Annotated in this window: 10 protein-coding genes and 1 pseudogene; 5 read left to right on the forward strand and 6 right to left on the reverse strand. The window is 66.3% G+C overall.

Features of this window, described 5'->3' with window-relative positions:
- The first annotated feature begins 68 nt into the window (after nucleotides 1–68).
- From BCR55_RS31140 to BCR55_RS18105, 3 genes are all read left to right on the forward strand, one after another.
- Nucleotides 69–886, forward strand: a protein-coding gene (locus tag BCR55_RS31140; protein WP_085964347.1) for an IS5-like element IS402 family transposase whose coding sequence is annotated in 2 segments (ribosomal slippage) — nucleotides 69–417 and nucleotides 417–886 — 819 coding nt in all. Because the reading frame shifts where the segments join, the coding sequence is not laid out codon by codon here.
- On the forward strand, nucleotides 855–1,346 hold the full coding sequence (locus BCR55_RS18100) for an FAD-binding protein (protein WP_083211832.1): 492 nt from the start codon (nucleotides 855–857) through the stop codon (nucleotides 1,344–1,346). Before BCR55_RS31140 ends, BCR55_RS18100 begins: the two co-directional genes overlap by 32 nt.
- Nucleotides 1,347–1,410: 64 nt before the next feature.
- Nucleotides 1,411–2,241, forward strand: a complete 831-nt coding sequence (locus BCR55_RS18105) for an aldo/keto reductase (RefSeq protein WP_065495274.1) — start codon at nucleotides 1,411–1,413, stop codon at nucleotides 2,239–2,241.
- Nucleotides 2,242–2,305: 64 nt separating this feature from the next.
- Here the strand turns inward: BCR55_RS18105 and BCR55_RS18110 are convergent, their stop codons facing one another.
- The 5 genes from BCR55_RS18110 to BCR55_RS18130 form a co-directional block, all read right to left on the reverse strand.
- A complete protein-coding gene (locus BCR55_RS18110) occupies nucleotides 2,306–3,670 on the reverse strand; it encodes an MFS transporter (protein ID WP_065495276.1) in 1,365 nt (454 codons plus the stop codon).
- A 100-nt stretch (nucleotides 3,671–3,770) separates the two neighbouring features.
- Nucleotides 3,771–4,538 carry an SDR family NAD(P)-dependent oxidoreductase gene (locus BCR55_RS18115; protein ID WP_065495278.1) on the reverse strand — a complete coding sequence of 256 codons (768 nt, stop codon included), beginning with the start codon at nucleotides 4,536–4,538 and terminating at the stop codon, nucleotides 3,771–3,773.
- Nucleotides 4,539–4,570: 32 nt separating this feature from the next.
- Nucleotides 4,571–4,912, reverse strand: a complete 342-nt coding sequence (locus tag BCR55_RS18120; protein ID WP_006399638.1) for an NIPSNAP family protein — start codon at nucleotides 4,910–4,912, stop codon at nucleotides 4,571–4,573.
- A 14-nt stretch (nucleotides 4,913–4,926) separates the two neighbouring features.
- Nucleotides 4,927–6,687, reverse strand: coding sequence for an FAD-dependent oxidoreductase (locus BCR55_RS18125; RefSeq protein ID WP_065496648.1), 1,761 nt, complete (start codon nucleotides 6,685–6,687; stop codon nucleotides 4,927–4,929).
- Nucleotides 6,688–6,776: 89 nt separating this feature from the next.
- Nucleotides 6,777–7,604, reverse strand: coding sequence for an SDR family NAD(P)-dependent oxidoreductase (locus tag BCR55_RS18130; RefSeq protein WP_065495280.1), 828 nt, complete (start codon nucleotides 7,602–7,604; stop codon nucleotides 6,777–6,779).
- Between the two features lie 186 nt (nucleotides 7,605–7,790).
- Between BCR55_RS18130 and BCR55_RS18135 the strand changes: the two genes are divergently transcribed.
- Entirely contained in the window at nucleotides 7,791–8,687 is an 897-nt protein-coding gene (locus BCR55_RS18135) for a helix-turn-helix domain-containing protein (RefSeq protein WP_006399635.1), read from the forward strand.
- A gap of 137 nt (nucleotides 8,688–8,824) precedes the next feature.
- Nucleotides 8,825–9,411 (forward strand): annotated as a pseudogene (locus tag BCR55_RS31145) (ISNCY family transposase); the annotation flags it as partial.
- Nucleotides 9,412–9,663: 252 nt separating this feature from the next.
- On the opposite strand, the gene BCR55_RS18145 reads toward BCR55_RS31145, so the two are convergent.
- Entirely contained in the window at nucleotides 9,664–10,965 is a 1,302-nt protein-coding gene (locus BCR55_RS18145) for an MFS transporter (protein WP_065495284.1), read from the reverse strand.
- Between the last annotated feature and the right edge of the window lie 567 nt (nucleotides 10,966–11,532).

Below are 11,532 nucleotides of genomic sequence, written 5' to 3' on the forward strand. Positions count from 1 at the left end.
CCGGTGGGGCTGTTAACTTGCGCGGCGAGCTGTTAACCTCAGGCATCGGAACAACTGAGACCGAGGAGATGGCCAAGCCGATCATTGACGACGAACTGTGGACATTGATCGAGCCGTTATTGCCGCCACCCAAGCCGCGGCGCGAGAAAAACCCAGGCCGCCTGCCTGTTTCGAATCGCGCCGCGCTGACCGGCATCCTGTTCGTTCTCAAGACCGGACTGCGCTGGCGCGACCTGCCCGCCGAGATGGGCTGCGGCTCGGGCGTGACTTGCTGGCGACGGCTACGCGATTGGCAGGCTGCGGGCGTATGGGATCGCCTGCACGAATTGCTGCTTGCGAAGCTGCGAGCAGCAGACCAAATCGATTTCTCGCGAGCCGCAGTCGATTCCTCATCGATTCGCGCCGTTGGGGCGGGCCAAAAACTGGGCCAAACCCCACCGATCGCGCGCGACCAGGTTCTAAGCACCACATCGTCACCGACGCCAATGGCACGCCGCTCGCGGCGATCCTGACCGGCGCGAACGTTCACGATGTCACGCAGCTGCTGCCGCTGATCGATGCGATTCCGCCAATTCGTGGGTTGCGCGGCCACCCACTGCAGAGACCGCGCGTGGTCTACGCCGATCGCGGTTACGACTCTGAGCGGCATCGACGCGCGTTGCGCGATCGCGGTATCGAGCCGGTTATCGCCAAGCGCCGCACCGAACATGGCAGCGGCCTTGGAAAATATCGCTGGGTCGTTGAACGCACGCATGCCTGGCTGCATCACTTCCGTCGTCTCCGCATTCGTTTCGAGCGCCGTGCAGACATTCACGGCGCGTTCCTCAAACTCGGTTGCTGCCTGATCTGCTGGAATACCCTTCGGCGGGCCGACCAGTCTTTATGAAACCGTCTCTTACAACCGTGACGCCGCGGACGGCAAGGACACCGCGTTCCGGCGCGGCAGCAGCGCGATGAGCCGCTTCAACGGCGACCCGGCGCAACAGCCGAATCCGTGCATCCGGCCGATTGGCGCGGGGCCGTACTACGCAGTGACCGTATGGCCCGCCGATCTCGCGTGCAGCGCGGGCCTGAGCGGCACCGCGAACGGCGAGGTGCTCGATGCCGACGGGCGCGTGATCCCCGGCCTGTTCGCGTGCGGCAACGATCTCGCGTCGATCTTCCGCGGCACCTACCCCGGCCCCGGCACGACGCTCGGGCCGGCCATCGTGTTCGGCTGGCGCATCGCGAAGTTCGCTGCGCATGGAGAGGTGGCGGCGGGCGATCCTGCGGCAAGCGGTTCTACGGCAGGCGACGCATCGTCCGCGGCGCCGCACCGGCCCGTGTGCGCCGACGCACATGACTGACGAACCGGCGCGCACGGCCTGCCATAATGCGATGGCCGCCCCCATCATCGAGGAGGAACCGCAGATGCAACGCATCGTCAACCGCCATTCGCTGAACCTGCCGAAACTGGGCCTCGGCACCTGGCCGATGCTCGGCGACACGTGCACGCGCGCCGTCGCAAGCGCGCTCGAATCGGGCTATCGGCATGTCGACACCGCCGCCGCATACGACAACGAAGCGGCAGTCGGCAATGCGATCGCCGCCTCGGCCGTCCCGCGCGAGCAGATCCATGTGACGAGCAAGGTCTGGTGGGACCAGCTGAGCCCCGCGCGCATGCGGCAATCGTTCGACAACACGTTGCGCGCGCTGCGCACCGACTACGTCGACCTGTTCCTGATCCACTGGCCGGCACCCGACTGGAATCTCGCGGAAACGATCGACACGCTGGTGTCGTTCAGGGAACAGGGCCGCGCCCGTGCGATCGGCGTCGCGAACTTTCCGCTCGCGCTGCTGCACGAGGTCGTCGACGTGATGCAGGCGCCGCTGGCCGCGATGCAGGTCGAATATCACGTGCTGCTCGGCCAGACCCGGCTGCTGCAGTTTGCCGAACAGCACGACATGGCGCTGATCGCGTACAGCCCGCTCGCGCGCAACCGCGTGTCGACGATCCCGGAACTGCAGCGGATCGCCGACAAGCATCGCGTGCTGCCGACGCAGGTCGCGCTCAAATGGCTGCTCGACCAGCCGAATGTGGCCGCGGTGCCAAAGGCGGCCGGGAAGGACAACCAGCTCGCCAATCTCGCGTCGCTCGACGTCGAACTGGACGACCACGATCGTGCAATGATTGCCGGGCTGCCGAAGGATCAGCGGCTCGTGAGCCCGGCGTTCGCGCCGAAGTGGGATCCCGCGGGGTAACGCCGGCGCGCGTGTCGATCGCGGCAACAGCTGCGATGCGCGGACGCCGGCGCATCGCGGCCGCTCAGTGCTGCTGCACCGCCGACCCCGCGGTGCGATCCTGCTCCGCGCCCTCTGCCCGGCGGCCGCCGATCATGTACAGTGCGCCGGCCGCCGCGAGCGCCGGCACCGCGAGCAGGCTGAACACGTCGCCGAAGCGCCAGCCGAGCCCCATCAGCATCGCACCGACGAACGCGCCGACCACACCGCCGATCCGGCCGATACCGAGCATCCACGCGACGCCGGTCGCGCGGCAGCGCGTCGGATAGAGACTGGCCGCATACGCGGACATCGACGTCACCGCACTCGTCACCACGGTGCCGCACAGGAAGATCAGCGTGCCGAGCGATGCGGCGTGCCCGATCGTGCGGCTCACCACGAGCACCAGCGCGCCGGCCACGACATACGCGCAGACGATCGTCCGGTTCGGATTGAAGCGGTCCATCAGCCAGCCGGCGCACAGATTGCCGAGCACGCCGCCGAGCGGAAACAGCGACGTCATCAGCGCGCCGTGCTCGGTGTCGAAGCCCGCATCGCGAAACAGCGTCGGCATCCAGTTGGTGAGCAGGTAATAGATCAGCAGTCCCATGAAATAGGCGGCCCACAGCAGCAGCGTGCGCGTGCGGAACCGGCCCGACAGCACCTGCGCGAGCGCGGATGCACCGCCGCCCGTCTCCGCGCGCGCTTCGGCGGCGACGAACGTACAGCCGTCGAAACGCGCGCGCGGCGCGATCCGCGCGATGCGCTCATGCGTGCCCTGTCGCACGGCGAGATACTGCGCGGACTCCGGCAGCAGCATTGCCAGCGCGATGGCGAGCACGATCGGACCGATCCCGCCGGCGCTCAGCACGCTCTGCCAGCCGAAGTGCGGAATCAGCCATGCCGACGTGATGCCGCCGACCGCGAGCCCGCACGAGAACCCGCAGAACATCGCATTGACCGCGACGCCGCGAATCCGCGCCGGTGCATATTCCGACATCAGCGTGACCGCGTTCGGCATCGCCGCGCCGAGGCCCAGGCCGGTCAGGAAGCGAAACGCCGTCAGCATGCCGATCGATTGCGCATGCGCCGACACGAGACTCCACGCGCCGAAGCATGCCACCGACAGCACCAGCACGGTCTTGCGACCGAGCCGGTCGGCACACGGGCCGGCAGCGAGCGCGCCGATGCCGAGCCCGGCCAGCGCCGCGCTCATCACCGGGCCGAGCGCGCTGCGCGCAATGCCCCAGTCCTGGACCAGCGCCGGCGCAATGAAGCCGATCGCGGCGGTGTCATAGCCGTCGGCGGCCACCACCAGAAAGCACAGGATCAGGATCAGCCACTGGCAAGGGGAAAAACGCTCGGCGTCGATGAACGACTGCACGTCGAGCGTACGCTGGGAAGTTGTCATCGTCTGTCTCCTATGATCCGTGCGCAGCGCGTCTGCGTCGCTTGCGCACGGGGGTCTCCGTATTTCGTTATCGGTCGCGCGTCGGCATCGACGGTGACGCTCAGTCCGGTGCTGCCTGTGCAGCGCCGTATGCATGCCAGCCGCCGTCGACGTTCAGCACGGTGCCGGTGATGTAACTCGCCGCATCCGATGCGAGGAACGCGATCGCGCGTGCGATCTCGTCCGGCTCGGCCAGCCGCCCGAGCGGCGTGCGGCGTTCGATCGCCGCGCGGTTCAACTGCCCGTTGCGCGCCAGCGTATCGACCAGTTCGGTCGCCACGTAGCCGGGTGCGACCGCGTTGACGCGCACGCCTGCGCGCGCCCACTCGCATGCCATCGAGCGCGTCAGCGACGCGATCGCGGCCTTCGCGGCGCCGTACGCGTTGCGCATCGGAATCCCGCTCTGGCCGGCAATCGAGCCGAGATTGACGATCGCGCCGGACCGTCGCGCGAGCATCACGCGCGCCGCCTCGCGGCTCGCGAGAAACGTGCCGCGCACATGCACGGCCAGCAGCCGGTCGAAGGCCGTCGCCGATTGCTCGAGCGTCGGCGCGTTCTGCTCGCCGATTCCCGCATTGTTGACCAGCACGTCGATCCGGCCGAAGCGCTCGGCGACGGTGCGCATCAACGCAACCACGTCGTCCTCGCTGGCCACGTCGACGCGCACGCCGACGTGGCCGCCGCCAAGTTCCGCTGCCCGTTGCGCCGCGCGCTCGCCGTCCAGGTCGGCGATCGCGACACGATAGCCGTCGTCGGCGAGCCGCGTTGCGCAGGCCCAGCCGATACCGTCGGCGCCGCCCGTGACGATCGCCACACGCAGGTTGCTCATGTCGTCTCCTGTTTTTGTCGATCGCGCCGTAGTCAGCGCGTCAGATACGCGAGACTCCGAAAATCGACGCGACGCACGATGCGGCTTTCCTGCGCGACGATCAGATGGCCGGATGCCTGCAGATAGGCGGGCCATTCCGGGTCGGCGTCGCGCGCGGTGCGGCGCGCGTCGTAGTCGGCGATGCTGTCGTAGCCCCACAGGTGGACCACCTGGTTCAGCGCGCCGATGTCGCTCATGTAGAAGCCGACCGGCGGGCCGAGATACTTGACCTGGATCGGCATCGCGAGCCGGTCGAAGATCTCGAGGAATTCCGCCATCCCGCGCGGGCGGATCGTGTAGATGCGATGGTCGACGAAGGCTTTCGAGTCAGACATGGTGAACTCCGGAGTCAGGCCGTCGCGCGCGCGGCGGCGGGCAATTCGGCGGCGGCGGGCGTCGGGTCGGCGATGCCGGCGATGTGGCGGGCGGTCAGGTAGCCGAACGTCATGATCGGCCCTAGCGTGATGCCCGCACCGGGATAGTTGCCGCCCATGATGCTGGCGCGGTCGTTGCCGACCGCGTAGAGGCCGGCGATCGGCCGGTCGTCGGCCGCCAGCACCTGTCCGGGCACGTTGGTGCGAATCCCGTCGAATGTGCCGAGATCGCCCATCAGCACCTTCAGCGCGTAGTACGGGCCGTCGCCGAGCGGCGCCACGCACGGGTTCGGACGATGGTCCGGATCGCCGAGATAGCGGTTGAACGACGTCGTGCCGCGGCCGAACGCCGGGTCCTCGCCGCGCGCGGCCGCTTCGTTGTAACGGCGCACGGTGGCCGCGAGATTCGCGGCATCGATGCCGGCCCGCTGCGCGAGTTCGGCGAGCGTGTTGCCCTTGACCAGATAGCCGTTGCGCAGCAGCGGCCCGAGCGGCACCGGCGCGGGCTTCGCAAAGCCGAGCCCGTACTTGCGGATCGTCGCGTGATCGCAGACGAGCCACATCGCCGTCTCGGCGTCGTCGCGACACGCGTCGATCATCGCGGCGCCGACGTCGTGGTAGGAATTCGATTCGTTGGTGAAACGCGTGCCGCGCCGCGTGACGCCGATCACGCCCGGCTTGTAGCGGTCGAGCAGATGCGGAAACACGCCGAAGCGCCCGTCGCCGAGCGGCACGCGCGACACCGGCATCCATGCGGCCGGCTGCGGATAGCGAATCTCGACGCGGCCGCCAGCGCGCTCGGCCAGCTTCGCGCCGTCGCCGGTATTGCCGGCTGGCACCGGCGACACGTGCTCGCCGCCGCGCGCGACATGCGGATACGCGCGGGCAATGCGCTCGACGTCGTGCGAGAAGCCGCCGCATGCGAGCACGACCGCCCGCCGCGCAACGACGTGGGTCGGCACGCCGTCGACATCGACCGTCGCGCCGACGATCCGACCGTCGCGCATCGCGAGCTCGCGCGCAGCGGCGTTCGTGAGGATCGGGATGCCGAGGTCCAGCGCCGATTTGGCGAGCCGTGCGGCGAGGGCATTGCCGCTCGTGACCTGCACGCCGCGGCGATACAGCGCGAGATCCTTTAGATGCGACGCGAGCCGCTTCGTCACGTACCACGCCGACTTCAGGGAGCGTGTCGCATTGAAGAAATGCCGGAGATCCGCGTTCGACGAATTGAACATCATGCCGATGAACGTGATGGTCTTCAGCGGCGGGCGCAGGCGCTCGAGATCGCGCCCCAGCGCGCGTGCATCGAACGGCGCGGCAACCACCGAGCGACCGATGTCGACGCCGCCCGGCAGGTTCGGGTGATAGTCGGGATAAAGCGTCGGGACGAACTTCACGTCGGTTTCGCGCTCGAAGAAGTCGAGCATCGCCGGGCCGTGTTCGAGAAAGGCCTCGATCGCGTCGTCGTCGTAGAACGTGCCCGCTTCGCCACGCAGATAGGTACGCGCGGCCTCGCGCGTGTCGCGCACGCCGTTCGCCAACGCATGGCGATTGCCGGGAATCCACAGCACGCCGCCGGAAAATGCCGTCGTGCCGCCGAAGCACGCTTCCTTCTCGACGACGATGACGTCGAGTCCCGCCTTGCGCGCGGTAATCGCGGTGGACAGGCCGCCTGCTCCTGATCCGATCACAAGCACGTCGCAGGTGAGCTGGGTGGAGCGCCGCTGATCGCTCATCGTGTTCTCCTCCTTCCGATGGCCGTGCCGCTCGACCGCGCCGCGCATTCGCGGGCGGGCTGGTGTCCGGCATGCGCCATGTCGTTGAATTACTTCGCGCCGGCTTCGTAGCCGGGCCGCGGAACCAGGTCCATCAGCATCGCGTCGAGGCCGCCGTCGACGACCAGCTCCGCACCGTTCACATAGGCCGCGCGCGGGCTGGCGAGAAACGCGACGACGTTCGCGATGTCGCCGGGACGACCGATGCGCCGGCTGGCGGTCATCGCGCTGCGGCGCGCCTCGATGTCGCCGTCCGCATAGAACGACTCGGACAGCGGCGTGCGGATCATGCCGGGGCACACGGTATTGCTGCGGATGCCGCGCGGCCCCCATTCGGCCGCGAGCTGGCGCGCCAGCATCGCGACAGCAGCCTTGCTCGCGCTGTACGCGCCGCTGTGCGTCTGCGGATGGCGCGCGGCGATCGACGCGACGTGCACGATCGCGCCCGCGCCGCGCGCGAGCATCGCGCGGCCGAACGCCTGCGTGCACAGCATGTAGCCGGTGAGGTTGACCCGCAGCATCGCGTTCCATGCGTCGAGGTCGATCGTCTCGATGCCGCCGGCACGCAACAGCCCCGCATTGTTGACGAGCACGTTCGCCGCACCGAGATGGCGCTGCACGTGCTCGACTGCCTGCGCGACGCTCGCGCAGTCGCCGATGTCGCATGCGATCGCGACGACGTCGCCGCCGCTGCCGCGCAGCCGCTCGGCCAGCGCGATCGTACGGTCCGCCTCGCGGTCGAGCAGCGCGACGCGTGCGCCGGCCTCGACCAGCGTTTGCGCGATCGACGCGCCGATGCCGCCCGCCGCACCCGTCACGACGCATACCTGCCCGCCGAGCTGAAGCCAGTCCGGCCGGTGATTGCTTGTCTCCGACATATGATTCGTGATCCTTCCTAATGGATAGGGATACATTCCGGTGTATCCGCATGGATGGTTTGGCCACGGCCTCGATACGTGATGCATGGGCCGTGCCGGTGAGAAAAGTATAGAAGCGCGTCACGTGCGAAAACTGGACAAACGCATCAGGCAACAGGACAATTTGTACACAGGAGGCCAGTCGACATGAGGAGAATCCCTAACTACGATCTGTATGGCGAATCGGCCCGCCCGCCTTGGTACGATGCGTTCAACTTCGAATGGATCCCGGAGCGCAGCCGGCCCAACGACTGGCATATCGCCGCGCATCGGCACGATGCGCTATTGCAGATTTTGTACATTCGCGACGGCAGCGGGCATGTCGTGATCGAGAGCGAAAAGCACCCGTTCGCGCCGCCGTGCCTCGTGCTGCTGCCCGCGCAGACCGTGCATGCGTTCGAGTTCTCGCCGGAGATCGACGGCCTCGTGATCACCGTCGCGCAACGTGCGCCCGACGCACTGCTGAAGGTCGTCGCGCCCGGCGTGCTGCCGGTCCTGCAGCGTGCCGCGGTGATTCCGGTCCGGGGGCCGGACACGAGCGTGTCGATGCTGATGCCGCTTTTCTCGCTGCTCGAACAGGAATTCCGCGGCGCGTCGCGCGGCCGCGGCGCCGCCGGCATGGCGCTGCTGGTCGCGCTGCTCGTGCATGTCGCACGCCTGAGCGATCTCGCGGCGGCGCCGTCGCATGCGCTCACCGACCGGCGCGGCACGCTGCTGCGGCGCTTCCACGCGCTGATCGCCGCGCACTTTCGCGAGCACCAGCCGGTCGAGTTCTACGCGGAGCGTCTCGGCGTGACCGCTGCGCAGCTCGCGCGCGTCTGTCGCGAGGAACTGGGCATCTCGACGACGGCCGTCATCAACGAGCACCTGATTCGCGAAGCGCAGCGCGACCTCGTCTATTCGAACCTGAGCGTCAAGCAGATCGCACACGAAATGGGCTTCGTCGACAGCGCGTACTTCAGCCGCTATTTCCGCAAGCAGACCGGCCTGACGCCGGGCGAGTTCCGCTCCTCCGCACATCGCGACCTGATGCTGGGCTCGTAGCGAATGACCGATACCGTCCAACGGCAAACGTCATCTAACTGACCAGCTTCTATAAATAGACTCTGCATGCCTAAATGTATGGATTCGCTGGATTCGTGCACACACTGCTTCAATTTGGCTTTGCAGTGGCTTTGGCTGCGCACCTGACGCTGCAGGACCGACTGGTGAAGAAGATGCGCTTACGCGGCATCAGTACCGTGGCAGATGCCAATGCTTATGCGCCCTCCTTCATCGCCATGTATAACTCGCGCTTCGCCAAGCGGCCGCGCAGCGACTTCAATGGGCACCGGCCGCTGCGATCCGACGACGATCTGGATCTGCTGCTGACCTGGCGTGAGACACGCCGGGGAATCGGGCGTGGATACATCGGGACATCGAGGTGTGGGAATACCCGCATGGGCGCATCGAGATCCGAGCAGCCGGTCAGATACTGGCAGCCCAGTCCTATGACCGGGTGGCGGAGATCGATCAAGGTGCGATCGTCGACCACAAACGGCTGAGTCACGCTTTGCAAGTGGCGCAGGCGTTTCAGGCGCAGCGCGACGGCCGGCGGATCGGGACCGCACCGTCGCGAACGCATCGACGGCTTCCGGTGCGGGAGGGCGAAGCGCAACCCGGCACAAGGAAACCGCGCCGCTTCACAGCCGCTGACATGGAGATGCTGATTCTGGAGGTCGCCTCAAAGCCAGGAGTTGAGCAGCGGTCTGCGAAGGCCCGCGGATGAACGCAAGCGCCCTGCTGCTTCCGGCTCGGCGCTTCAACGTTAAGAACGGAAAGGCCAATGAAATGTGCGACATCTGTATTTATCCGGCGCTGCGCCATCTGAATCCGTATGACACGAGCGCCCACGGTGCCGGCGTCCGCTATTCACAAACGTTGCGCGAAGGACGAGCGCCGGTTTGTATGCACCCGGCCGCGTCGGCCTTGCTCACGCGCCGAACTTCCGCACTTGCCCGTCGGTAGCTAAACACAGCAATTACTGCGGGGCTCGTGCGTCCGGAGCACAAACACAATTAGCCTCCTGCACTGCCGCGTGGGTACTGGGGGTGACCTCAGACAGATCCTTACCACGAGTCTCCGGCAGCAACAGCGCCGCTATCACAACAAGCAGATAGGACGCACACGCACAAAGACCCATCGCCACTCCAAGATCAAGGTGTGCACTGACCACGCCGACAATGGCTGGCATCACGGCGCCGATCGCGCGCCCGGCGTTGCCGCAGAGCCCTTGTGCTGAAGCGCGGATCCGGGTGGGGAACAGTTCTGCGAGGTAGGCGCCGGTGCCCGCTGCGGTGCCGGACTGCAGCGTACCGAGCACGAACCCAAGCAGCAGCGTGACGGGCAACGTCAGTGGCGCAAGTGTGTAGGTCGCAACCGCAATCGCCTGCAGACAAGCGATCACGACAAAGGTGTGGCGTCGTCCGAAACGGTCTGCCATCCAGCCGTTCAGGAAAGCGCCCGAGAACGAGCCGAGAATGTTGATCGCGAGATAGCCACCAACATTCGTGATCGACAAATGCAACACAAGCTTCAGATACGCTGGCAACCACGTAATCATGACGTAGTTGCCGCCATAAATCCCGAACGTCAGAAGAATCGCCTTAAACGTCGTTGTGCGGATTGGACGGTCAAAGACGGCCCATACGGGCGGCGTATCGTTGGGGCGTGCGAGCCGGGCGCGCGTGAATGCGGGCGCCTCTTTGATATAGCGCCGGATCCACAGTACCAGCAGGGTCGGGACGAGCCCAATCGCGAAGAGCACACGCCACGCGACCGACTGCCCCAGTGTGCTGAACACGAGTGTCGACAGCAGTACCGCGACGCCGTATCCGACGGCCCAACCGGCCTGCAGCGAACCGACTACGCGCCCGCACACCTGCGGGCGGATGGTCTCGCTGATCAGCACAGCGCCCACTGCCCATTCGCCGCCGAAGCCGAGCCCCTGTAGACTGCGTGTGATCGTCAACTGCCAGAACGAATCGGTGAATGCAGACAGCAGCGTGAATGCCGAGAACCACAGAATCGTGATCTGCAGCACGCGCACGCGTCCATACCGGTCGGCTAGTATCCCCGCGATCCAGCCGCCCAGCGACGCCATAATCAGCACCGTGGTGCCGAGGAAGCCGGCTTGGCCGCGCGTCATGCCCCACAGCGCGATCAGGGTCGGGATGGCCAGTGCGTACATCTGGGTGTCCATCGCGTCGAGTCCCCAACCGCTGAAGCATGCCCAATACGTGCGCTTCTCAGACTGGCTGAGGTCGGTGTACCACTTGAACATCTTCTGTCTCCGGTGCGTATCTGCGATGCGCCCTCATGGCGCGGACTAATCGGCAACGCCCACGAGCTGTCATGTGCGTTCACGAACCGCCCTGGTCGGTGGCAAGCTGTGTCGCGACTGTTCGTTGGGTTGCTGAGGCGCAGTCGATACATGCTTCAGCTATCTGCTGCCCTGAACAGCCCGGAGTCTGGATAGCGAGTCGTGACGCGCCAAGTAGGGGTTAACCATGGAACGATGGGGCGTTTGGCGCCTGAAGCGCATACCCTGGCAGCGTTTGTGCCCGTTACTCCTGCGTCGTTATCCGGTCGCGGGACCGATTTTCCACTAAGCCCAGCTGCCCACTCATTTGGCCGCGCGATAAATAAATTGGATGCCCTTCTCGGGAATTTGCATGACGCTCTCGATGCACGCGCCCGCCAGCGACCACGTCCGCGCCGGCGTTTCGGCGCAGGCCATGGAGTGGACACAAAGACTCGTTTGGTTTTCTCATTTGCTTCCAGTACACGATACGGACAAAACTGAGATCTCAGTGTGGCGCCACGGTTCGGCGAAAGCGGAAACGTGACT

Origin of the sequence: Burkholderia sp. CCA53 (assembly GCF_001685525.1) — a bacterium.
Lineage (GTDB): Bacteria > Pseudomonadota > Gammaproteobacteria > Burkholderiales > Burkholderiaceae > Burkholderia > Burkholderia multivorans.

Bases quoted from the DNA above. Each gene is read 5' to 3' on its own strand.
- BCR55_RS18105 (WP_065495274.1), top strand. From the start codon at position 1,411: ATGCAACGCATCGTCAACCGCCATTCGCTGAACCTGCCGAAACTGGGC.
- BCR55_RS18110 (WP_065495276.1), bottom strand. From the start codon at position 3,670: ATGACAACTTCCCAGCGTACGCTCGACGTGCAGTCGTTCATCGACGCC.
- BCR55_RS18115 (WP_065495278.1), bottom strand. From the start codon at position 4,538: ATGAGCAACCTGCGTGTGGCGATCGTCACGGGCGGCGCCGACGGTATC.
- BCR55_RS18120 (WP_006399638.1), bottom strand. From the start codon at position 4,912: ATGTCTGACTCGAAAGCCTTCGTCGACCATCGCATCTACACGATCCGC.
- BCR55_RS18125 (WP_065496648.1), bottom strand. From the start codon at position 6,687: ATGAGCGATCAGCGGCGCTCCACCCAGCTCACCTGCGACGTGCTTGTG.
- BCR55_RS18130 (WP_065495280.1), bottom strand. From the start codon at position 7,604: ATGTCGGAGACAAGCAATCACCGGCCGGACTGGCTTCAGCTCGGCGGG.
- BCR55_RS18135 (WP_006399635.1), top strand. From the start codon at position 7,791: ATGAGGAGAATCCCTAACTACGATCTGTATGGCGAATCGGCCCGCCCG.
- BCR55_RS18145 (WP_065495284.1), bottom strand. From the start codon at position 10,965: ATGTTCAAGTGGTACACCGACCTCAGCCAGTCTGAGAAGCGCACGTAT.